General features: G+C 66.1%; 26 protein-coding genes and 2 tRNA genes. 13 read left to right on the plus strand and 15 right to left on the minus strand.

The genetic code is table 11. The features are described 5' to 3' along the window. The first annotated feature begins 315 nt into the window (after positions 1-315). Positions 316-391 (plus strand) — tRNA-Ile (locus ACW9TV_RS09315). Positions 392-448: 57 nt separating this feature from the next. On the opposite strand, the gene ACW9TV_RS09320 is transcribed toward ACW9TV_RS09315, so the two are convergent. After that, positions 449-1,375, minus strand: a complete 927-nt coding sequence (locus ACW9TV_RS09320) for a formylglycine-generating enzyme family protein (protein ID WP_494305072.1) — start codon at positions 1,373-1,375, stop codon at positions 449-451. A gap of 147 nt (positions 1,376-1,522) precedes the next feature. Further along, positions 1,523-2,182 (minus strand): MOSC domain-containing protein, encoded by a 660-nt coding sequence (locus ACW9TV_RS09325; RefSeq protein ID WP_494303206.1) that lies wholly within the window; start codon positions 2,180-2,182, stop codon positions 1,523-1,525. Positions 2,183-2,263: 81 nt separating this feature from the next. Between ACW9TV_RS09325 and ACW9TV_RS09330 the strand changes: the two genes are divergently transcribed. Together ACW9TV_RS09330 and ACW9TV_RS09335 are read left to right on the plus strand one after the other, a co-directional pair. Beyond that, the gene (locus ACW9TV_RS09330) at positions 2,264-2,701 is read left to right on the plus strand and encodes an MAPEG family protein (protein WP_494303207.1); all 438 of its coding nucleotides are present in this window, start codon (positions 2,264-2,266) and stop codon (positions 2,699-2,701) included. Positions 2,702-2,881: 180 nt separating this feature from the next. Then, positions 2,882-3,514 carry a PEPxxWA-CTERM sorting domain-containing protein gene (locus ACW9TV_RS09335; RefSeq protein WP_494303208.1) on the plus strand — a complete coding sequence of 211 codons (633 nt, stop codon included), beginning with the start codon at positions 2,882-2,884 and terminating at the stop codon, positions 3,512-3,514. Between the two features lie 92 nt (positions 3,515-3,606). On the opposite strand, the gene purL is transcribed toward ACW9TV_RS09335, so the two are convergent. After that, complete coding sequence (gene purL / locus ACW9TV_RS09340; protein WP_494303209.1) at positions 3,607-5,769, minus strand: phosphoribosylformylglycinamidine synthase subunit PurL; 2,163 nt, start codon at positions 5,767-5,769, stop codon at positions 3,607-3,609. Positions 5,770-5,867: 98 nt separating this feature from the next. Between purL and ACW9TV_RS09345 the strand changes: the two genes are divergently transcribed. Further along, the gene (locus ACW9TV_RS09345; RefSeq protein WP_494303210.1) at positions 5,868-6,326 is read left to right on the plus strand and encodes a VOC family protein; all 459 of its coding nucleotides are present in this window, start codon (positions 5,868-5,870) and stop codon (positions 6,324-6,326) included. Positions 6,327-6,360: 34 nt separating this feature from the next. On the opposite strand, the gene ACW9TV_RS09350 is transcribed toward ACW9TV_RS09345, so the two are convergent. Continuing rightward, on the minus strand, positions 6,361-7,596 hold the full coding sequence (locus tag ACW9TV_RS09350; RefSeq protein ID WP_494303211.1) for a DNA polymerase Y family protein: 1,236 nt from the start codon (positions 7,594-7,596) through the stop codon (positions 6,361-6,363). 78 nt (positions 7,597-7,674) lie between these two features. Here ACW9TV_RS09350 and ACW9TV_RS09355 point away from each other — a divergent pair, with 78 nt between their 5' ends. Next, positions 7,675-8,442, plus strand: a complete 768-nt coding sequence (locus ACW9TV_RS09355) for a queuosine precursor transporter (RefSeq protein WP_494303212.1) — start codon at positions 7,675-7,677, stop codon at positions 8,440-8,442. Positions 8,443-8,519: 77 nt separating this feature from the next. On the opposite strand, the gene purQ is transcribed toward ACW9TV_RS09355, so the two are convergent. Beyond that, complete coding sequence (purQ, locus tag ACW9TV_RS09360) at positions 8,520-9,185, minus strand: phosphoribosylformylglycinamidine synthase subunit PurQ (protein ID WP_494303213.1); 666 nt, start codon at positions 9,183-9,185, stop codon at positions 8,520-8,522. After that, positions 9,182-9,412, minus strand: a complete 231-nt coding sequence (gene purS / locus ACW9TV_RS09365) for a phosphoribosylformylglycinamidine synthase subunit PurS (protein ID WP_494303214.1) — start codon at positions 9,410-9,412, stop codon at positions 9,182-9,184. Before purS ends, purQ begins: the two co-directional genes overlap by 4 nt. Before the next feature lie 42 nt (positions 9,413-9,454). Here purS and ACW9TV_RS09370 point away from each other — a divergent pair, with 42 nt between their 5' ends. Then, complete coding sequence (locus tag ACW9TV_RS09370) at positions 9,455-10,150, plus strand: NYN domain-containing protein (protein ID WP_494303215.1); 696 nt, start codon at positions 9,455-9,457, stop codon at positions 10,148-10,150. 15 nt (positions 10,151-10,165) lie between these two features. Here the strand turns inward: ACW9TV_RS09370 and ACW9TV_RS09375 are convergent, their stop codons facing one another. After that, the gene (locus ACW9TV_RS09375) at positions 10,166-11,104 is read right to left on the minus strand and encodes an alpha/beta hydrolase family protein (RefSeq protein ID WP_494303216.1); all 939 of its coding nucleotides are present in this window, start codon (positions 11,102-11,104) and stop codon (positions 10,166-10,168) included. Beyond that, positions 11,101-11,883 carry a phosphoribosylaminoimidazolesuccinocarboxamide synthase gene (gene purC / locus ACW9TV_RS09380; protein WP_494303217.1) on the minus strand — a complete coding sequence of 261 codons (783 nt, stop codon included), beginning with the start codon at positions 11,881-11,883 and terminating at the stop codon, positions 11,101-11,103. Before purC ends, ACW9TV_RS09375 begins: the two co-directional genes overlap by 4 nt. A gap of 102 nt (positions 11,884-11,985) precedes the next feature. Here purC and ACW9TV_RS09385 point away from each other — a divergent pair, with 102 nt between their 5' ends. After that, entirely contained in the window at positions 11,986-12,555 is a 570-nt protein-coding gene (locus tag ACW9TV_RS09385) for a hypothetical protein (protein WP_494303218.1), read from the plus strand. Here the strand turns inward: ACW9TV_RS09385 and ACW9TV_RS09390 are convergent. The 6 genes from ACW9TV_RS09390 to ispH all read right to left on the minus strand — a co-directional run bounded on the left by ACW9TV_RS09390 (position 12,552) and on the right by ispH (position 17,615). After that, entirely contained in the window at positions 12,552-13,217 is a 666-nt protein-coding gene (locus tag ACW9TV_RS09390) for an extensin-like domain-containing protein (RefSeq protein WP_494303219.1), read from the minus strand. The two genes, ACW9TV_RS09385 and ACW9TV_RS09390, sit on opposite strands and share 4 nt — an antisense overlap. Next, positions 13,214-14,218: an NADP-dependent oxidoreductase gene (locus ACW9TV_RS09395; protein WP_494303220.1), complete on the minus strand. Its 1,005-nt coding sequence runs from the start codon at positions 14,216-14,218 to the stop codon at positions 13,214-13,216. The genes ACW9TV_RS09390 and ACW9TV_RS09395 overlap by 4 nt, the downstream gene beginning before the upstream one ends. 72 nt (positions 14,219-14,290) lie before the next feature. Next, on the minus strand, positions 14,291-15,253 hold the full coding sequence (locus tag ACW9TV_RS09400) for a DUF808 domain-containing protein (RefSeq protein ID WP_494303221.1): 963 nt from the start codon (positions 15,251-15,253) through the stop codon (positions 14,291-14,293). Then, positions 15,254-15,715 carry a ribonuclease HI gene (gene rnhA / locus ACW9TV_RS09405; RefSeq protein ID WP_494303222.1) on the minus strand — a complete coding sequence of 154 codons (462 nt, stop codon included), beginning with the start codon at positions 15,713-15,715 and terminating at the stop codon, positions 15,254-15,256. After that, the gene (gene thrB / locus ACW9TV_RS09410; protein WP_494303223.1) at positions 15,699-16,640 is read right to left on the minus strand and encodes a homoserine kinase; all 942 of its coding nucleotides are present in this window, start codon (positions 16,638-16,640) and stop codon (positions 15,699-15,701) included. The genes rnhA and thrB overlap by 17 nt, the downstream gene beginning before the upstream one ends. Before the next feature lie 9 nt (positions 16,641-16,649). Next, positions 16,650-17,615 (minus strand): 4-hydroxy-3-methylbut-2-enyl diphosphate reductase, encoded by a 966-nt coding sequence (gene ispH / locus ACW9TV_RS09415; RefSeq protein WP_494303224.1) that lies wholly within the window; start codon positions 17,613-17,615, stop codon positions 16,650-16,652. A gap of 137 nt (positions 17,616-17,752) precedes the next feature. On the opposite strand from ispH, the gene ACW9TV_RS09420 reads away from it, so the two are divergent. From ACW9TV_RS09420 to ACW9TV_RS09435, 4 genes are all read left to right on the plus strand, one after another. Then, complete coding sequence (locus ACW9TV_RS09420; RefSeq protein ID WP_494303225.1) at positions 17,753-18,376, plus strand: hypothetical protein; 624 nt, start codon at positions 17,753-17,755, stop codon at positions 18,374-18,376. Positions 18,377-18,564: 188 nt separating this feature from the next. Then, positions 18,565-19,431, plus strand: a complete 867-nt coding sequence (locus ACW9TV_RS09425) for a LysR family transcriptional regulator (protein WP_494303226.1) — start codon at positions 18,565-18,567, stop codon at positions 19,429-19,431. Positions 19,432-19,527: 96 nt separating this feature from the next. Then, positions 19,528-19,604: transfer RNA gene (locus ACW9TV_RS09430), tRNA-His, on the plus strand. A gap of 23 nt (positions 19,605-19,627) precedes the next feature. Next, positions 19,628-19,783 carry a hypothetical protein gene (locus ACW9TV_RS09435; RefSeq protein WP_494303227.1) on the plus strand — a complete coding sequence of 52 codons (156 nt, stop codon included), beginning with the start codon at positions 19,628-19,630 and terminating at the stop codon, positions 19,781-19,783. An 18-nt stretch (positions 19,784-19,801) separates the two neighbouring features. Here the strand turns inward: ACW9TV_RS09435 and ACW9TV_RS09440 are convergent, their stop codons facing one another. Further along, entirely contained in the window at positions 19,802-20,422 is a 621-nt protein-coding gene (locus ACW9TV_RS09440) for a S24 family peptidase (protein ID WP_494303228.1), read from the minus strand. A 170-nt stretch (positions 20,423-20,592) separates the two neighbouring features. Between ACW9TV_RS09440 and ACW9TV_RS09445 the strand changes: the two genes are divergently transcribed. Together ACW9TV_RS09445 and ACW9TV_RS09450 are read left to right on the plus strand one after the other, a co-directional pair. Next, the gene (locus ACW9TV_RS09445; protein WP_494303229.1) at positions 20,593-20,817 is read left to right on the plus strand and encodes a hypothetical protein; all 225 of its coding nucleotides are present in this window, start codon (positions 20,593-20,595) and stop codon (positions 20,815-20,817) included. Then, entirely contained in the window at positions 20,817-21,215 is a 399-nt protein-coding gene (locus tag ACW9TV_RS09450; RefSeq protein ID WP_494303230.1) for a hypothetical protein, read from the plus strand. Before ACW9TV_RS09445 ends, ACW9TV_RS09450 begins: the two co-directional genes overlap by 1 nt. The last annotated feature ends 219 nt before the right edge of the window (positions 21,216-21,434 follow it).

A 21,434-nucleotide genomic window follows, 5' to 3' on the forward strand; every position in this document is an offset into this window, starting at 1 on the left:
GCTGCATGTCATGCGTTTTGCGCATGGCTGCCCCGATTACTTCGCACTTGCACAAAAATCGGGGTTCTCCTACATAGGCGTTGTTGCTGCATTGCAGCGCGGCCGGCAAAGCCTCACTCCTCCCCGAGGCTCCCGGTCTGGTCGACCACCACTCTCCCTCCCTCCCTCGGAGGTCGACCGAAATCTGGGCCCGGCGTCGAGCTTGCTCCGCCGGGCCCTTTTTCTTTTTCGCCAACGGAACGCCGGGCCAGTGTCTTTCCAATTGGCCGGCGTCTTTCCAACGGGTTCGCGCGCCGCTATCTCCGCGCGCTGGTGGGGCCTGTAGCTCAATGGTTAGAGCTGGCCGCTCATAACGGCTTGGTTGCGGGTTCGAGTCCTGCCGGGCCCACCATATTCCGGATGTCCGGCCAGGGCGGGCAGGGCTGCCCGCCGATTTGTCGCGGCGGTCTCAGGCGTCTTTCGCGCAGCGGAATCCGATATGGCTGGTGGAACTGTCGATCGCCTGTGCATGGCGGGCGGCCGGACGGTAGCGGCGGCAATAGCTGATGGCGCACAGGTGTGACCCGCCCTTCAGGACCCGCCGTGGAATGCGGATTTGCGGCAGGGCGGGATCGAAGCTGGTTTCCAGGGCGTCGCCGCGTGGATTGCGCGGCGTGCAGCAGGCCTTGGGCAGGCCATCGCGGCCGCGTTCGACGGCGTGCCCGTCCGCATACCAGTCGCTGGTCCATTCCCAGACGTTGCCGATCATGTCTGACAGGCCGAAGCCGTTCGGCGGATAGTGGCCGACAGGCGAGGTGCGCATGAAGCCGTCCGCGCCTGTGTTGCCGTACGGGAATTCACCCTGCCATATGTTGGCCATGTGGCGGCCGCCCGGCTCAAGCGCCTCGCCCCAGGCGAATTCATGGCCCGATGCGCCGCCCCAGCCGGCATATTCCCATTCGGCTTCCGTCGGGAGCCGCTTGCCGGCCCACGCGGCATAGGCTTCGGCATCCGAGGCTGCGACATGGACGACGGGGTGATCTTCCAGACCCGCAATGCGGCTGTCGGGGCCGGTGGGGTGGCGCCAGTCCGCGCCTGGCACCCAGCGCCACCACTGGCTCCAGTCGTCCAGGCGGACAGGGCCGGGCGTGGGCGTGAACACCAGGCTTGCCGCGACCAGCATTTCGGGCAGGGCTTCGGGGTAATCCGCGGCGTCCGGCACCTGTTCGGCAAGGGTGATGTGGCCCGTTGCCGCGACGAAGGCGGCGAACTGTCGGTTGGTGACGGGGGTTCTGTCGATCCGGAAGCTGCTGACCTCGACCTCGTGCGCGGGCGATTCTTCGCGATAATGGGCATCGGACCCCATGCGGAAGCGGCCGCCGGGCAGCAGGATCATCGTTTCGTCTGCGCGCTTCTCAGCCATCGGAACAACCGTTGTCTCCGGCTTGGCCTGCATTGGGTTCGCCTTTGGCCTGCGGCCGGCCAGGCCGGACATGGCCCGGCTGCGGGCCGGCCTTCCGGAGATGGTGGAAGCCCGGGATGATCAGAGCGCCTTCGGGCCGGGTTTTTCGGCGGATGCGGTGCGCCGGGCCCAGTCCGCCCAGCCGGCGGCGAGGCCCGGCGCGACCGCGAGGGCGGCCAGTTCGGACCTGTCGGGCGGGCTGCGATAGGAGGCCTGAAGCACGCGGGCGATGGACCATGCGCCATGCGGCCGCTGTTCCAGCGTGACCGGGTTGCCGGCTTCTATCGCGCCTTCTTCCAGCACGCGCAGATACCAGCCGGAGCGGCCGTTGCGGACCATCGCCTTCACCATGCCGGGGTCGTTGAACCAGCGGGCGAGCGTGGCGCAGGGCTGGCGGGGCTGGCAAACCTCGACCAGTGCGGCGCCGATGCGATAGCGATCACCCACATGGGCGGTGGTTTCGTCCAGACCATCGATCAGCAGATTTTCGCCGAAAGCGCCCGGAACGAGGCGTTCGGCATGGCGGGGATGATCCGCGGCCCACAGCGGATAGTTGGCGGCGGCATAGGCATAGATCGCCTTTTCCGGCCCGCCATGAACCCTGCGGTTGCCGACTTCATCGCCTTCGAGGCCGAGCTTCAGGGCTGTGACGGGGCCATTGCGCTGGTCCCGTCCATAGGCCGTGATATGGCCATCGATGAGCCGGGCGCGGCCTGTGCGGAGCTGAAGGAGGCTGGGCATGACCCTGTCTATCGCGCGGACTTGCGGCTGGAAAGCGGACGCGCCAGTCTGCACGGATAATGACATGAAGGGGGACGAAACATGATCGAACTGACCGCCGCGGCGCAATCCATGCTGCAGAGCATCCTGGCGATGGGCCTGCTGACGCTGATGATGTTCATCTGGATGTACGCGACCCGTCTGCCAGCCTTCACGAAGGCGAAACTGGACCCGCAGGAGGCGATGCACCCCGGCACCTATCACGACCGGATCCCGAGCGAGGTGCGGCGCGTTGCGGACAACTACAATCACCTGTTCGAGGCGCCGACGATCTTCTACGCGGTGACGCTGGCGATCGTGCTGCTGGGGCTGGCGGATCCTGTGCATGTGATCTGCGCCTGGGCGTTCGTGGCGCTGCGGGTGGCGCATTCCATTGTTCAGGCAACGGTGAACAAGGTTGTGCTGCGATTTTCGCTGTTTGCGCTGAGCTGGGTGGCGATGGGCGTGATGATCGTGCGGGCGGCGCTGGCGAGTTTCTGATCCATCCGGATGACCGGTATCGCCTGGATTGCCGGAAAAGGTTAACGGCGATGGCGGTGTCGGAATTCTTTACATATTGGTCGCTCCCTCACGTCCTCTTCCCTCTTGAACTCAGTTGGCACGAAAGTTGCATAACTAAGTACGGGCGATGCGTTGCCCATTGTTTCGAAAGGGTAGGACATGAAGAAACTTCTTTTGGCGACCGTTGGGGCGGTGGCTGTGGCCGGGGCTGCGAATGCCGCGACCTATACGTTTGCGCCGGGCGCTCCGAGCCCGAGCATCCACTTCAATGTGATCGACGAGTTCAACGACCTTTCGGGCGTGACGGTCAATTACGGGCAAGTGCTGATCAAGACCCCGCCGGCCGATGGCGCAGGTGCACCGCCGGCCAATTCGGTTCCGGGCGGCACGAGCTATCTTTCGGTTCTGGGCGGCGGCAGCGCCACGATCAACTTCGCGCCGAACACGCGCGCCTTCCAGTTCGACTGGGGTTCGATCGACACCTACAACACGCTGACCGTGACCAGCACGAAGGGAACCTTCGTGTTCGTGCCGGGTAGCAGCAGCTTCCCGAACCTGGCCAATGGCAATCAGGCCCAGCCGGGCACCAACGGCCTGTTCACGGTTCGTGGCGGCCAGGATGGCGAGCGCTTCCTGTCGATGACGCTGACCTCGAGCAGCAACTCGTTCGAGATCGACAATCTGGCGACGGCTGCAATCCCCGAGCCTGCGACCTGGGCGATGCTGATCGCCGGTTTCGGCCTGGTGGGCGTTGCCGCGCGCCGGCGCAAGTTCGCGAACGCGAGCGCCTGACGAGACGCCGGCTTTTCAACCACAGGGTTGGATGAAAACCAGGGCGGATCGGCCTTCGCGGCCGATCCGCCCTTCGTTTGTTGACTGGCGCTTCAGCGAGCCATGAGCGCGGGCAGGGTGGCTTCGTGGGCCTTGCGGAGCGCGGCCACTTCCTGAGCGCCGATGCCTTCCACCTTCAGGGCTGTGCCGCCTGTTGTGCCGATGCGGGCGAGCGGGACGGGGCAGGGCGGAAGCGTGGCGCCGGGCTTCACGGTGACGATGTAGCGGCCCTGATCCTCAGCGAAGGCCCAGGCGGCGAGATGCGGGCCGGAGGGGCTGACGGTGGCGCCGATGCCGCCGGCCATCGCCATTTCCGCGAGCGCGACAAGAAGGCCGCCGTCGGCGCAGTCGTGCACCGCCGTCAGCGTGCCATCGAGGATCCGGGCGCGAACCCAATCGCCGGCGGCCCGTTCGGCGGCGAGATCGACCGGGGGCGGGGGGCCTTCCTCGAGGCCGCGGATCTCGCGCAGCCAGATGGACTGGCCGAGGTGGCCGGCGGCGGCGCCGACGAGCCAGATTTCCTGGGCCTCGCCCTTGAAGGCGAGGGTGGCGGACTGTTCCCAATCGGCGATCAGGCCGACGCCGCCGATGCCCGGCGTGGGCAGGATGCCCTGGCCTTCGGTTTCATTGTAGAGACTGACGTTGCCGGAGACGACCGGGTAATCGAGCGCGCGGCAGGCTTCGGCCATGCCTTCGATGGCGCCGACGAACTGGCCCATGATTTCGGGGCGGGTGGGGGCGGCGAAGTTCATGCAATCCGTGACGGCGAGCGGCGTGGCGCCGACGGCCGTGATGTTTCGCCAGGTTTCGGCGATGGCCTGCTTCCCGCCCTCAACCGGATCGGCGAAGACGTAGCGGGGGGTGACATCGGTGCTGATGGCCAGCGCCTTCTTCGTGCCGTGGACGCGGACGAGGGCGGCGTCTCCGCCGGGGCGCTGGACGGTGTCTGCGCCGACCATGTGATCATATTGTTCCCACACCCAGCGGCGGGACGCGAGATCGGGCGAACCGAGCAGGGTGACGAGATCGCCCAGCAGATCCAACGTATCCGCCACCTCGCCCAGCGGCGCGCGGGGCGGGGTGGGCACGAAGGGGCGATCATATTTCGGGGCGTCTTCCCCGATGGGATCGAGCGGCAGGTCGCAGACGAGATCGCCCTTCCATTCGAGCTGGAGCCGCCCGGTATCGGTGACATGGCCGATAACGGCGAAATCGAGCGCCCATTTGCGGAAGATCGCCTCTGCCTGGGCTTCCGCGCCGGGCTTCAGGATCATCAGCATGCGTTCCTGCGATTCCGACAGCATCATTTCATAGGGTGTCATCCCTTCTTCGCGGGTGGGGACGTTATCCATCACCAGCCGAATGCCGACGCCGCCCTTGGAGGCCATTTCCACCGAGGAGGAGGTCAGGCCCGCCGCGCCCATGTCCTGGATGGCGACGATGGCGTCCGTCGCCATCAGTTCGAGGCAGGCTTCGATCAGCAGCTTTTCCATGAAGGGGTCGCCCACCTGCACGGTGGGGCGCTTCGATTCCGAATCCTCGTCGAACTCGGCAGAGGCCATGGTGGCGCCGTGGATGCCATCCCGTCCGGTTCTGGAGCCGACATAAACGACCGGGTTTCCGATGCCGGCGGCGGCGGAATAGAAGATGCGATCGGTGCGGGCGAGGCCGACGCACATGGCGTTGACAAGGATGTTGCCATTGTAGCTGGCGTGGAAACGCACTTCGCCGCCGACGGTGGGCACGCCGGTGCAGTTGCCGTAGCCGCCGATGCCCGCGACGACGCCGCGCAGCAGTTGCCTTGTCTTCGGATGGCCGATTTCGCCGAAGCTGAGGCTGTTCATGAGGGCGACCGGGCGCGCGCCCATGGTGAAGACGTCGCGCATGATGCCGCCCACGCCCGTCGCCGCGCCCTGATAGGGTTCGATGAAGCTGGGGTGGTTGTGGCTTTCCATCTTGAAGATGGCCGCGTCGCCGTCACCGATGTCGATGACGCCTGCGTTTTCGCCCGGGCCCTGAATCACCCAGGGCGCCTTCGTGGGCAGCTTCGCCAGGTGGATGCGGCTGGACTTGTAGGAGCAATGTTCGGACCACATCACCGAAAAGATGCCAAGTTCCAGAAGGTTGGGCTCCCGCCCGATGGCCTTCAGGATGCGCTGATATTCTTCCGGCTGGAGGCCGTGTTCGGCGACGATTTCGGGGGTGATCGCAGTCATGACCGGCGCTCTAGCGGAGCGCGCGGCAACTGTCATCCGGTGGGTTGTGCAGGGCCCTCGTTCCGCTTATGTTCTTTTCCGGGTGGAGGAGAAATGCAATGGCCGTTCAGAACCCGCCGGCGGGCTATGCCGGGGTAACGCCTTATCTTTCCGTGAAGGACGCCGACGCCGCCATCGAATGGTATGTACGCGCGCTGGATGCCCAACTGAAATACCGGATGGCCTGGAACGGCAAGGTGGGCCATGCCGAACTGGCGATCGGCGGCGGGCATTTCATGCTGGCGGATGAATTTCCGGACATGGATATCCTGGGACCGGCAAGCCGGGGCGGGACGACGGTGAGCCTGCTGGTCTATGTGGCGGACGTGGACCTGGCGCATGCCCGTGCGCTGGCGGCTGGTGCGAAGGCGCTTCATCCGCTGGACACCAAGCCCTGGGGCGACCGCAGCGCCCAGATCGTGGACCCGTTCGGGCACCGCTGGACGCTGGCGACGCATGTGGAGGATGTGTCCAACGCGGAGATCGACGCGCGCATGGCAAAGATGACGGACGGCTGAAGATTTCGCCCGGGCCCGGCGGGCAGGCTGCGGTTCAGTCGTTGAACTCCGCTGCATCGGGGATTCGGGTGAAGGCGATCTTGGTGCCGATGAGGCCGGCGCGGCCCTTGGGCATGGACCCCAGCGTGACGGTGTTGCGGCCGAATTTTTCGTTCAGGACGTCCATCGCGCGGGCGATGCGGAGCGTGGGGCGGGACGGGGCATCGAACAGGTTGAGCTGGGTGCCGACGGCCGGGCGGATATCATCCAGCGTGACGCCGATGACCCGGATGCGATCGTTGCCGATTTCCCGCGCGAGGCGGGGCCAGAGCAGGGTGAGGGCGTCGAGCAGGGGGAAGCTGTCATCCGTGGGGGCGAACTTCACCGTGGCATGCCAGCCACGGCGGGATTCGAAGCGGGCGTGAAGCGTGAGGTGGCAGGTGACGCATTCGGCGCGGCGCAGCCGGCTGGCGGCCTTCAGCAGCAGGCGGCGGGCGGTTTCCCGGGCGGTTTCGAGCGAGCGGATATCGGGGGCGATGACATGGCTGTGGCCGATGGAGCGGCTCTGCTGCGGGCGTTCGGGCATGTCGCGGCCGTGGAGCGCATACCAGAGGCGGGCGCCGACGACGGAGCCCCAGCTGGCGGTGGCGGACTGCGGATCCTGGGCGAGCAGGTCTGCCATGGTGTGGATGCCGCGGGCGTTGAGGCGCGCTTCCATCTTCGCGCCGATGCCGGGGATGTCGCGCAGGGGGAGTGGAAGCAGGGCGCGGGGGAGATCGGTGGACTTCAGCAGCGTGAGGCCATCCGGCTTCTGCATGTCTGCCGCCATCTTGGCGATGAGGCGGGACGGGGCGATGCCGATGGAGGAGGTGAGGCATTCGCCGACCCGTTCCCGGATGCCGGCCTTGATGCGGCGGGCCAGCGCGAGGGCCTGTTCCGGGCTGTTTTCATTGTCGAGCAGGCGGCAGGCGACTTCGTCGATGGAGCAGACCTGGGTGACGGGGATGTGGCGCCACACCTCTTCCACGATGCGGTTGTGGAATTCGGTGTAGCGGCCGTGATCGCCGCCGCAGAAGATGAGGTGCGGGCAGAGGCGGCGGGCTTCGTCCACGCGCATGCCGGTGCGGATGCCGAACGCCTTGGCCGGATAGCTGGCGGCGATGATGGTGCCGCTGTCGATGCGTTCGGGGCCGACGGCGATGGGCAGCCCACGCAGATGCGGGTTCAGCTGTTGTTCGACGCTGGCGAAATAGCTGTTGAGATCGAGATAGAGCCAGCGCAGGGGTTGCATGGGCGGAACATAACAGGAACAGTTGCGCGGGTGAAGGGGCTGGGCCAAGCTGTGAGGGAGAATCGGAAGGGGCGCTGCGTGACGGAGCAGAGGGTTGAAGGACTGACGGTCGAGGAGCCCGAGGGCATTCGTGCCATCGAAGCCGGCGCCATCGTGGGGCGGCGGCTGAAATATTATGATTATTGCATGGCGGCCTTCGCGGTGATCCTGATCTGTTCCAACCTGATCGGGGCGGGGAAGGTGGCGCAGGTGAACCTGCCCCTGCTGGGGGCGGTGACCTTTGGTGCGGGAATTTTGTTCTTTCCCCTCAGCTATGTACTGGGCGATGTTCTGACAGAAGTTTATGGTTACGCCCGCGCCCGGCGCGTGGTGTGGGTTGGTTTTGCGGCATCGGTGTTCGCAGCGGGGATGGCGGCGACCGTGGTGGCCTTTCCGCCTGCGCCCGACTGGCAGGGACAGGACGCGCTGGCGAACGTGATGGGACAGGCGCCGCGGATCTTCGCGGCCTCCATTCTGGCCTTCTGGGCCGGGGAGTTCGCCAATGCCTTCGTGCTGGCGCGGATGAAGGTGTGGACGAAGGGGCGGATGCTTTGGACGCGCACCATCGGCTCGACCGTGGTGGGGCAGGGGGTGGACAGCCTGATCTTCTATCCGATCGCCTTCCTGGGCGTGTGGGAGACGAAGCTGGTGCTGACGGTGATGGCGACCAACTATCTGATGAAGGTGTTGTGGGAAGTGGTGCTGACGCCGGTGACCTATCAGGTGGTAGGCTGGATCAAGAACCGCGAGGGGCTGGACGTGTTCGACGTGGAAACGGATTTCACGCCGTTCCGGACGAAGGTGTGATTCGAAGGGCGCGCTTCACATCCATGTGGGAATGGGCGTGCCGGCCGTGCTGACGGGGCTCGCGCGGGCGCGGATTTTCAGGCGAGGACGCTGAGCAGGCCTTCGAAGAGCCTGCGGCCGTCCTGGTTGCCGTGGGCCTGTTCCACCACGCGTTCGGGGTGGGGCATCATGCCCAGCACATTGCCTTGCGCGTTCAGGATGCCGGCGATGTTGCGGGCGGAGCCGTTGACGTCCTCGGCGTAGCGGAAGGCGACCTGGCCCTGCTGTTCCAGGCGATCCAGCGTGTCGGCGTCGGCCTGGAAGTTGCCGTCGTGGTGGGCGACGGGGATCGTGATGGTTTCGCCGGGCTGATAACGCTGCGTGAACGGGGTTTCGGCCGTGACGACTTCCAGCTTCACGTCGCGGCAGACGAAATCGAGGCCGGCGTTGCGCATCAGCGCACCCGGCAGCAGGCCTGATTCGGTGAGGACCTGGAAGCCGTTGCAGATGCCGAGCACCGGGGTGCCCCGACCAGCCGCCGCGATCACTTCGCGCATGATGGCGCTGCGGGCGGCGATTGCGCCGGAACGCAGATAGTCCCCGTGGCTGAAGCCGCCGGGCAGCGCGATGAGTTCGAGGCCGGACGGCAGTTCGCTGTCGTCGTGCCAGAGCATGGCGGGCTTCACGCCCGTCACCAGTTCCAGCGCGACGGCGAGATCGCGATCGCAGTTGGAGCCGGGGAAGACGACGACTGCGGTTTTCACGCCAGTTCCACCTTGAAATTCTCGATCACGGTGTTGGCGAGCAGCTTGCGGGCCATATCCGCCACCTGATCCTCTGTGGTGCCATCGGCCACGTCGAGCTCGATCACCTTGCCGACGCGCACATCTTCCACCTGCGGGAAGCCGAGGCCTTCGAGGGCGTGATGGATGGCGCGGCCCTGCGGATCGAGGACGCCGGGCTTGAGCGAAACGGTGACTCGGGCTTTCATGGGGCGTGCCTATGCGCCAAACACCAGGGGAAGGGAAGCCGGATGGCGAATGGAACGGCGAACATCGCGCTGCTGATCGATGCGGACAATGCGTCGCCCGCAGCGATCGACTCCGTGCTGACGGTGCTGGCCGAGCTGGGTGCGGTGAACATCCGCCGGGCCTATGGGAACTGGAGCAAGAGCGCGCTTTCGGGCTGGTCCGGCCTGGCGCATCAGTATGCCATCGAGCCGCAGCAGCAATTCGACGTGACGAAGGGCAAGAACGCCACCGACATGAAGATGGTGATCGATGCCATGGATCTTCTCTATTCGGGACGGGTCGACGGGTTCGGCATCATGTCGTCTGACAGCGATTTCGCGCCACTGGTGATGCGGCTGCGGCAGAATGGGCTGCAGGTTTACGGATTCGGGACGGAGAAGACGCCCCTGAGTTTCCGTCAGGCCTGTTCCCGGTTCATCGATGTCATGCGGCTGCCCGCCGACAAGGAGAGCGGCGAAGCGAAGCCGAAGGTGGTGGATGAAGAAGTCGTGGCGTTGCTGACCGATGCCTGGAAGGCTTCGAAGCGGGACGAGAACGGCTTTGCTTCTTTGAGCGAGGTGGGCCAGCGCGCGGGCAACCGATCCTCGTTCGATGCGCGAAACTATGGTGCCTCCAGGCTTTCCGACCTGATTGGAAGGATCCCGCATTTCCAGGTGGAACGGCGGGACAACCAGACATTCGTGCGTCGGGTTCGCTAGCCGGCACAGCCGGGTTTACTGCGCGAAGCGATCCACGGCGGTGAGCGCCTGGGCGAAGGGGCGGGTGCCCGGTGCGATGACTTCGAAATGGCCGGCGACCGGGGCGAGCCAGATATCCGCCTTGTCACCGGCCTTGCGGCCGGCCTGGGCGAAATCGAGGCCGATGGCCGGGAAGGCGGCGGCGTCATAGACGCCGTGCAGCATCACCACGGGCACGCCGAAGGGCAGAAGCCTTTCGGGGCTGGTGTCTGCGAAGCGGAGGTCGTCGGCACGTTCGCTGCCATCCTCGGCTTTTTTGGGGGCGAGCTTTTCCACTGTGTCCGCGCCGCAGAGCGTGTCGATTTCGGCCGACCAGTTGGCGAGCGAGCCGAGGCCGCCGACCGAGACGACCCCGCGCGGTTTCAGCGGGTTTTCGCCGTGGAGCGGGCTGGTGGTGGCGATCTTGCCGCGGCCGGCGGCCCAGAGCGCGAGATGGGCACCCGCCGAGTGGCCGAAGAAAACGACGCGGCCGAGATCCAGTTTGCGGGCTTCGGCATGGTCGCGGATGAGATCGATGGCCTTCGCGACATCCTGGTAGGTACCGGGATAGCCGCCGCCGTCCTCATCGATGCGGCGGTAGCCGATGGACCAGACGGCATAGCCCTTGTCGAGGAAGGCGCCCGCGGCCGGGCGAAGCAGTTCGGGGCCGGCGACCTGCTGCCGCCAGCAGCCGCCATGGATCATCACCACGACCGGAAGCGGGGCATCCGGCGTTTCCGACGAGGGCTTCGGCAGGAACAGTTCGACGAACTGGCTGGGACCCTCGCCGTAGCGGATGGTTTCGGCGGGCGCGGCGGCGGGCAGCGAGGCGACGGCGCGCGGTGTCATCAGGCGCGGCAGATCCGTGAGGCCGGCTGTCTGCGCGAGAAGGGGCGCCGCCAGAAGCGCCGCCCCGGCCACCATCATCCGTTTCATTGCGTGTTGCGGGCCTTGCGGGCTTCGTCGAGATCGAGGACCGAGCCATCGGAGCCTTCGGGAAGCAGGCCGAGGCGGCGCGCCACTTCCTGATAGGCTTCCACCTCTCCGCCGAGGTCGCGGCGGAAGCGGTCCTTGTCCATCTTTTCGTTGGTTTTCATGTCCCACAGGCGGCAGCCATCGGGGCTGATTTCGTCCGCCAGGATCACGCGGCTGTAGTCATCCTCCCACAGGCGGCCGAACTCTAGCTTGAAGTCCACCAGCCGGATGCCGATTCCGGCGAAAAGGCCAGTGAGGAAATCATTGGTGCGGATTGCCATGTCGACGATGTCGGCCAGTTCGTCCTGGCCGGCCCAGCCGAAGCAGGCGACATGTTCTTCGGTGATCATCGGATCGCCGAGCGCGTCGTCCTTGAAATAATATTCCAGGATGGTGCGCGGGAGCTGGGTGCCTTCCTCGATGCCGAGGCGCTTGGAGAGCGAGCCGGCGGCGACGTTGCGCACAACGACTTCGATCGGAATAATTTCAACCTGGCGAACCAGTTGTTCGCGCATGTTGAGGCGGCGAATGAAGTGCGTGGGGATGCCGATGTTGCCGAGCAGGGTGAAGAGGTGCTCGGAAATGCGGTTGTTGAGGACGCCCTTGCCGGAGATCGTACCCTTCTTCTGGGCGTTGAAGGCGGTGGCGTCATCCTTGAAATACTGGATGAGCGTTCCGGGCTCAGGCCCCTCATAGAGGATCTTGGCCTTGCCCTCGTAGATCTGGCGGCGGCGGGACATGTTCATATTCCTTGAGACTGAAATCCGGGCATAGCCGGTTCGATGCCGCCGGGCAACGCGCTAGCAGTGGCGCCGGGTGCCGGGTTGTGCGAGGCTGCGTCCATGATGATGCTGATGATGCTTGCCGCCGCGGCCGTTTCCGACCCGCTTGAGCCTGTTCGCCCCCTTTGCGGGGCCGCCTATGCCGGGCGCGTGGTGACGACCGACCCCGCCGACGCCGACATGGCGGGCAAGCCGCTGATCATGCATGTGCGGGTGTGCGATGCGGGCGAGGTGCAGATTCCCTTCCATGTGGGGGATGACCGGTCGCGGACCTGGTTCCTGACGGCCATAGACGGGCGCTTCCGGCTGAAGCACCGGCATCGGCATGCCGACGGATCGCTGGATGCGCGCACATATTATGGCGGGGAGAGCGCCGGCCCCGCGCAGCCGTTGCCGGGCGGGGGCTGGCAGGTGGCGTTTCCGGCCGACGCGCATTCGAAGCAGATGTTCGTGGCACAGGGGGTTCCGCAATCGGCCGCCAATGTCTGGACGGTGACGCATGTGCCGGGGCGGATGTTCGCCTATCAGCTGCAGCGGCCGGGGCGGCTGTTCCGGGTGGAGTTCGACCTGACGAAGCCTGTGACGCCGCCGCCGCCCCCCTGGGGGGACGAGGGGGTCGCGAACCGCTAGCGGCAAAAGGGCTGGGCGCGGGCGGCCTGATCAAAATGCAGATGATCGGCGTGCGGCGCATCATAATCCGGTGAGAGGGTGGTGCCGAAATAGCGGCAGGCGCCGGTGCGGATTTCGCGCAGGAATGCGCGCTGGGCGGCGTTTCCGTTCCAGTCTTTCAGGAGGTTTATTTCCCGACCGGAGGCGAGGCGGAAGCCTGCGATGTCGATGGCATTGGCGCGGGCATGTTCGGACAGCTGAGCGCCGGGGCGGTTGCTGATCGGGCGGCAGCCATAGCCGCCGAAATGGCGGATGGCGGCGACGGGCTCGCCAAGGTGGCGGCGGGCGGCTGACTGGAGGACGTCGCGCTCCCACAAGGTGAGGGCCGCGGCGACAGCGCAGCTGGTTGCCGGCTGATCCGGCAGCCAGCGCGGGTTTCCGGGCGGCGCAGGCTGGCGGCTGACGGCCCAGCCATAGCCGCAACCGCCGGGCCCGGCGCGGCCCGGCAGGATTGTCGGGCGGATGCCCGTGCGTTCCAGTGCGGCGCGGCACTGGGCCGGGTCCCGGTTGAGATCGGTAAAAGCTTTCAGCGCCGGGGCGCGGCCCGGCGGCGGGACAGGGGCAGGGGCGGGCCTGCCGCAGGCGGCGAGAGCCGCCGCCAGCAGCAGGGGCCAGGCCTTCACGCCAGTTTCACGAGCATCTTGCCGGTGTTCGAACCCGAGAAGAGGCCGATGAAGGCGTCCGGCGCCTTGCCGATGCCTTCGAACACGGTTTCTTCCCAGCGGATCCGGCCCTGCTGGATCCAGCCGCTCATCTCGGCCAGGAACTGCGGTTGCAGGCTGGCGAACTGGGTGACGATGAAGCCCTGCATCCGGATGGACTTGCCCACCACATACATGATGTTGCGCGGGCCGGGCGTGGGTTCGGTAGCGTTGTAGTTCGCGATCATGCCGCATTCGACGAGCCGTGCGAACGGGCGGGCAAGTTCAAGCGCCACTTCCAGATGTTCGCCGCCCACATTGTCGAAATAGACGTCGATGCCCTTGGGCGCGGCTTCGCGCACGGCGGCGAGGAGGTTGCCGCAGGTCTTGTAGTTGATGGCGTGATCGATGCCGGCGGCCTTCAGCCAGGCGCATTTCGCATCGGTGCCGGCCGTGGCGACGACGGTGCAACCCTTGATCTTCGCGATCTGGGCGACGGCGGAGCCAACGGCGCCTGCCCCGCCGGAGACGAAGACGGTTTCGCCCGGCTTCGGTTCCCCGATCTGCGTGAGGCCCGACCAGGCCGTGAGCCCCGGCATGCCGAGGATGCCGAGATAGGCCTGAACCGGCACGCCTTCGATGGCGGGCAGCTTCGTGAGGGCGGCGGCCGGGGCGTTGAAGCCTTCCCGCCAGCCGAGCATCGAGGAAACGATGTCGCCGGGTTTGAAGCCGGGATCATTGGACGCGACGACTTCGCCCACCGCACCGCCTTCCAGCACCTTGCCGACCTGGAAGGGCGGCACATAGGAGGGTCGATCATACATGCGGCCGCGCATGTAGGGGTCGACCGACATAAAGTGATTGCGCACCTGCACTTCGCCGGGACCGGGGGCGGGCAGATCGACCGTCGCCAGCTCGAAATGTTCGGCGCCGGGCACGCCGACAGGGCGGCTCTTCAGGTGGATTTCGCGGGTGGTGGCCATCTCTCTCTCCCCAGATTCCGTTGTTTCGGAAGTTTCAGCGCGCGGGCTGCGGGTTTCAACCCGCATTTCCCGTCAGTGTGCGGATTTCGCCGGCTTCAGCTTCGCGACGAGCGTGACGGCCTGGGCGATGATCGCGCCGAGAATCAGGCCGAAGATGCCCGCGAAGGCGGCATGGACAGTCCATTCGATGGCGCCCTGAAGCACTGGCGACAGGGTGGCGACGGCCTGCGCCCAGCCATGGAGGGCGTGGGGCAGGGCGGGCCAGAAGCCGATGACTTCCATGCCGTGCAGCACGATGCCGCCGCCGACCCATGCCATTGCGGCGGTGCCGATGACGGAGAGGGCGGCGAGCAGTTTCGGCATCGCGGCGACGAGACCGCGGCCGACGGCCTTCGACGCCTCGTTCGGCCGGGTGGCGAGATGCAAACCGACATCATCCATCTTCACGATGAGGGCGACGCCGCCATAGACGAGGATGGTGACCGCGAAGCTGACGCCCACAAGCGCGCCTGCCGTGGTGGCGAGCGGCAGGTTGCCCAGTTCGCCAAGGGCGATGGCGAGGATTTCGGCCGACAGGATGAGATCGGTGCGGATGGCGCCGTTGACCATCTTCGATTCAAGTTCGACGGGTTCCAGCAGGATCGGGCTGTCGGGATCATGGCCTTCGGCGTGCTGGTGCAGGCCCAGCTTTTCCATCACCTTTTCAGCGGCTTCGAAGCAGAGGAAGGCGCCGCCGAGCATCAGCAGCGGGGTGAGCGCCTGCGGCAGGAAGGCGGCGAGCGCAATGAAGACGGGGGTGAGGAAGAGGAGCTTGTTGCGCAGCGAGCCCTTGGCGATCTTCCAGATGATGGGGAGTTCGCGTTCGGGCTTGAAGCCGGTGACATAGGTGGGCGTGACGGCGGCATCGTCGATCACGACACCTGCCGATTTAGCCCCGGCCTTGGCGGTGGCGGCCGCGACATCATCGAGGGAAGCGGCTGCGACCTTGGCGATCGCGGCGACGTCGTCGAGAAGGAGAAGCAGACCGGATGCCATTCAGTGATCCTTCGGTGTCTGGAGCATGGCGGCGATCGCCTCGTTCGCGAGCGCGTCCGCCCGTTCGTTCAGGGGGTGCCCCGTATGGCCCCTTACCCATTCCCAGTGGATGTTGTGCGGACGGACGGCGAGATCCAGGGCCTTCCACAGATCGTCGTTCTTGACCGGATCCTTCGCAGCGTTGCGCCAGCCGTTGCGTTTCCAGCCGTGAATCCATTTGGTAATCCCGTCCAGCAGATATTTGCTGTCGGTGACGAGGATGATGCTGGACGGGCGCTTCATCGCCTCGAGCGCCCGGATCGCGGCTGTCATTTCCATGCGGTTGTTGGTTGTGAGCCGTTCCGCGCCACTGAGGATCTTTTCCGTGCCATTCCACTGGAGGATCGCGGCCCAGCCGCCAGGGCCCGGATTGCCCTTGCAGGCGCCATCGGTGGTGATGCGGACTTCAGGCAAGGCTGGCATAATGGGCGAGCCTGCGGACGAAGGGGAGGGGATCCTTGCGCTGGACGAGCGCATCGGACGGGGGCGCAAGCCAATCCTGCGCGCGGGTGAGGAGGAAGCGGAGCGCTGCGCCCTGGCCCAGCAGCGGGAAGGCGGTGCGTTCGGCATCGGTGAGGGGGCGAACCGCTTCATAGCCTTCGAACAGCGCGCGGGCATGGGCCATCAACGGAGCGCGGCCATCCCTGGGGAACGCCCAGGCGGCGTGCAGGACGGCGAGATCATAGGCGTAGAGATCGGTGCAGGCGAAATAGAAGTCGATGAGGCCGGTGACGGTTTCGCCCAGCATCAGGACATTGTCTGGAAAGAGATCGGCGTGGATGGTGCCGCGCGGAAGATCGGCTGGCCAGCCGGCGGCGAGCACATCGAGACGGCGGGCGACGGTGCCGGCGAGGCCTGGTTCGATGCTGTCGAGCCCGGCGCCGAGTTCGGCGGCGCTGGCCTGCCAGTGGGCAAGGCCGAGTGCGTTGGGACGTTCCGCCGAGTAGGTGGCGCCCGCGACGTGCAGCTGCGCGAGCGCGGCGCCGGCGGCGCGGGCCTGCGCGGCGGTTGGCGCGGAGACGGAGACGCCGGGCAGATACTGGATGAGGCAGGCTGTCTTGCCGACGAGCTGCTGGATCGCCGCGCCGGACCTGTCGCGGATGGGGCGGGGGACCGGCTGGCCGGCATCCGCCAGATGCTCCATCAGGGCGATGAACCAGGGCAGGTCGGAAAGGTCGATCCGCCGTTCATAGAGGGTGAGGATGTAGCGGGCGGTTTCCGTTTCGATCAGGAAATTGCTGTTCGAGACCCCTTCCGCGATGCCCTTCGCGGAGACGAGCGCCCCGGTTTCATAGCGCGACAGAAAGGCTTCCAGCGCCTCCGCCGGGACTTCGGTGTAGACGGCCATGGCGGGGGATCAGGCGACGACGAGGGCGCGGGGCAGCTTGAAGACCACCTGTTCGGTGGCGGTCGTGACTTCCTCGATCGAGACGCTGAAGCGATCCTTCAGGGCATCCAGCACTTCCTGCACCAGCACTTCCGGCGCCGAGGCGCCGGCGGTGAGGCCGACGGTTTCCACGCCTTCGAACCAGGCCCAGTCGATGCTGGCGGCGCGCTGGATGAGGCGGGCCTGCGCGCCTTCGCGGGCCGCGACTTCGCGCAGCCGCTGGGAGTTGCTGCTGTTTTCCGCGCCGATCACCAGCACCAGCTGGCACTGCGCGGCGATTGCCTTGACCGCCGTCTGCCGGTTGGAGGTGGCGTAGCAGATGTCTTCGCCCTTGGGGCCGATGAGGGACGGGAAGCGGCGCTGGAGCGTGGCGACGATTTCGGCGGTGTCGTCAACCGACAGCGTCGTCTGGGTGAGGAAGCCCAGCTCGCTTGTGGGGGGCGAAACGGTTTCGGCATCCTCGACCGTTTCGATGAGTGTCATGGAGCCTTCGGGGACCTGACCGAAGGTGCCGATCACTTCCGGGTGGCCGGCGTGGCCGACAAACAGGATGTGGCGGCCCTGATCCACCAGCCGTTCGGCCTGGCGATGCACCTTGGAGACGAGGGGGCAGGTGGCGTCGAGCCAGTCGAGCCCGCGTTCCTGCGCGGTGGCGGGGATGGATTTGGGCACGCCATGGGCGGAGAAGATGACCTGCGCGCCATCGGGAACCTCGTCCAGCTCCTTCACGAAGACGGCGCCCTTGGCCTTGAGACTGTCGACCACGAAGCGGTTGTGGACGATTTCGTGCCGGACATAGACAGGCGCGCCATGCTTTTCGAGCGCGAGCTCCACGATCTGGATTGCGCGTTCGACGCCGGCGCAGAAACCACGGGGTGCGGCGACGAGAACACGCAGCGGGGCGGCGTGGGGGGTGGAGGCGGGGGAAGAGGACATGGGCTGCCCTTAACGGAGTTTGCCCCCCTCATGAAGCCCCTTCCCAGCGGTGCGTCGCCCGCCTAAGGACGGGGTTCGCTGCGGGCCTGCCCCGACTGTGATGAACCCGGGGGCGGGCTAATGAGGAGAGCCTCAACTTGTCGAAGTCCTTTCTGGCTGTCGGGCTCCTGGTTTCGGCGCTCGCGCTGACCGGCTGCAACCGCAACCCCCTGCTTGTGAAGCGGTCTTCCTGCCCGGCGGTCGCCGTACCCGCCTATGTCGGCAGCGTGACCAAGTTCGATCCGCCCCAGAGCCGCGATGCCGACGCCATCGACGTGACGGCGCAGCTTTCGGACGTGGTGGGCAACTGCACCGAGACGGCCGAGTATCTGTCCACCGACGTGAGCTTCAAGGTGACGGCGCAACGCCGCAAGCCGGGGCCTGCCCGCCAGGTCTATCTGCCGATCTTCGTGGCGCTTGCGCAGGGCGGCAATGTGCTGGTTTCCAAGCAGGTTACGGGCGTGATGCTGGAGTTTCCGGAAGGCCAGCTGCGCGCCGAAGCCCGGGGCGGGGCGCAGGCGCAGGTGCATCGGTCTGCGGTGACGCTGCCGCAGGAGGTGCAGGAACGGATCACGCGCGAACGCCGGCCGGACGAGCCCGACGCGCTGGTTGACCCGCTGTCGGATCCGCAGGTCCGCGCGGCGGTGCGCGCGGCGAGCTTCGAAGTTCTGGTTGGCTTCCAGCTGGATGACGCCAGCCTTGCCTATAACGTGGCCAAATAATCAGCGGATTCGGATTGTTTCCGGCGACCGGAGAAAAGAATGTTCTTCCGCTCGATCGGGCGGAGCGTAAATCATGATGATGTGACGTGCATCAAACCTCCTGAGGCTTGAAGACGGCCGGGTTTCTCGGCTTTCTTCGAACTCCGGGCAGCAAGTGATTCGAGTTGCTGCCCATGTGGAGAGTATCAATGCCGCATCAGCGCAATATCGACATGGATCTTTTGCGCAGCTTCGTGACGATCATTGAAACGAAGAGCTTCACGCGGGCGGCGGTCCGCATGGCCCGCACCCAATCCGCCATCAGCCTTCAGATGAAACGCCTGGAAGAACAACTGGAGACACGCCTGTTCGAACGCGGCGGGCGCGGCGTGGAGCCGACGGAGGCCGGAGTCATGCTTCTGTCCTATGCGAGGCGCATCCTGGCGGCGAACGACGAGCTTGTCGGCCGCCTGGTGGAGCCGGATGTGGAGGGCGATGTGTTGCTGCGGGCCCCGGACGGCTTTGCCGGGCAGCATCTGACATCTGTGCTGGCCCGTTTCCAGCGCGCATTTCCGCTTGTTCGGTTGCAGGTGGCAACCACCCCGGATGGGGCTGTCGATGCCGAGCCCGACCTGGTCCTGTCCACCGGCCTTGGCAGGGCGCCGCAGGGCGCGGATGAGTTGATGCGCGAGACGCTGACCTGGTGTGTCGCCGAAGGATCCGAAACGGTTCAGTCGCTTGGGGATTCGGCGTCGCCATTGCCGCTGGTGCTGCCGATGGGGGGCGATCCCGCACGGGCGGGTGCGGTGGCGGCCCTGGAGTCGGCCGGCCTGGCCTGGGTGCCTGTTTTCGAGGCCGGCTCTCGCTGGACGATGCAGGCGGCGGTGGCGGCAGGGCTGGGCGTCGGCCCGCTGCCGGGTGGGGGCCTGGCATCCGGACCACATCGGCTGACAGAGGCAGACGGACTGCCCGCGCTGCCGGATGCTGTGACCTGGGTGGAGGCGAGGGACGGCGCAAGCCCGGCGGCTGAGCGTTTGCGGACGTTTCTGGTGCAGATGTTCGATGCTCGCCCCTGAATCTGGCCCTGACAGGGTCTGCATCTGCTTGACGTCCGGCCGTTCCTCGCCCTATGGGCCACGACCTTCCTGCCGGGATGCCCGGCGGTTCTTGCGGCGACCGTAGCTCAATTGGTTAGAGCGCCGGTTTGTGGTACCGGAGGTTGCGGGTTCGAGACCCGTCGGTCGCCCCACTTTCCTGACAGCAGGTTTCCCGATGCGCGATTACGGTTATGGCGTGCTCTTGTTTCCGGGCCTGATCGTGGGCCTTGCTGTCGGCCTCTTCATCGGCCAGCCTTCGGCGGGGGCCGTGATCGGGCTGGGCGCCGGCGGCCTTCTTGCCCTGGCGCTGCAGTTTCGCCGGCGGAGCTGATCGCGCAGGGCGCCTGTTTCAGGCCAGGGCGCGGGCTACCCAGATGACGCGCCCAAGAACCCGGATCACCGATGGATCGCAATCCGGATAGGACGGGTAGGCCGCGTTGTCGGACAGGATCGCGACGTGGCGTGTGACCGGGTTGATCGCGAGCCGGCGCGCGGCGGGGCTCGATTCGGTTTCGATCAGATAGAGGCCGTCGCGCGTGAGCGCGGCATTGCCCTGATCCACCAGCAGATGATCCCCTGAAAGCAGGGTGGGCGCCATCGAGTCGCCTTCGACCACATGCGCGACGAGATTTGCGGCCTGAGCCGGGGCGAGGCCGGGAAGCAGGCGGCTATCGAGCAGGATGCCGCCCGGGACGCCGCCGGCATAGCCGATATCGAGCAGGGGGTGACTGGCTGGATCCGGTTGCAGACCGATCGGAGCGGGCGGGGCGCCGAGGAGGCTTTCGGGAACGCTGAAATGCTGTGCGAGGATCCGGCGCTCCATCTCTCCGAGGCGGCGGGGCACGCCGCGCCGGATATATTGCTGGATATAGGCTGGGTTGCGGCCGAGCAGGCGGGAGATTTCGGCATAACCCTGACCGGACTTCCGGATCAGATCGTCGAGCTGTTCGCGGATTGCCTGGTCGGGCACCTGCCCACTCTCCTCGCTGGATGACCGCTGATTCCTATTTACCATAAGTTTTTACCTAGACTAGTAGGAAAATCACAATCAGATTGGACCTTGTCGATTCGGAAGGCGGCGGGGCCTCCGGGCAATTCGGCCGGATCGACACCGGGGTCGACATGTGGAGGATTCCTTTCATGTCGTTGCTGCATGCGATCGAGACCTGTCTGAGACTTTCGAATGTGCCGCCGTCGCGTTTTGGACGGGACAGCGTGAAGGACCCGCGCCTGGTGCATGACCTGCGTCGGGGGCGGCAGCCCGGCCGGCGAGTGGAAGAGCGGGTGAAACGCCATATCGAACAGGTGCTGCGCAGCCTGCCTGCGCAGAAGGGCGCACAGCACCACAGCCGGAGGCACGGCTGATGCGGGTTGGCCTGACGCAGGTTTCCGCCAGCCTTTTGCGCGAGATCCGCAAATGGGCTGCAGGGCCGACACCGCACGATGCTGTGCCGGAAGGCGATGCCGGCGTCGGGACGCGGACGGAGACGCCGCTGCTGATCATCGAGGATTTCGGCGAAGCGCCCTGGGCGAGCCTGACATTTTCGGGCACGCGCCACCGCGTGGACATCCGGCTGGAAGGGGAGGCGTCTGCACTGGCCGCGCTGGAGGAGGGCCTTGCGGGCTGGGAGGCGGAATCCGCGCCGGTCCTGACCGGACATTTTCTGGCCGACCTGCAGGTCACGCGGACCGGGATGGTCGAACTTGATGGCGCGCGCACGTCGCTGAGCCTCCGACTGGATGCGTTGACCATAGAGGAATAGGAATAAGGCGCAAGAAATCTGTGCATCCATAGGATAATACCTATGGATGCACTTTCCAGCGAGATGGAATCCTGTTCCGAGTGTGGCTCAGATACTGCTGGTGCGCGGGCTTGGGCCGCGTTAGAATCTGAGTCCTGCCCAAATCGGAACGGGCGGGCGAGGACGGGGGGCGAGTTTGCAACGATGCGAACGGGATCGGGGCGGTGCGATTCGCAGCGG

The sequence above is a fragment of the Sandaracinobacter sp. T42 genome (assembly GCF_059115405.1).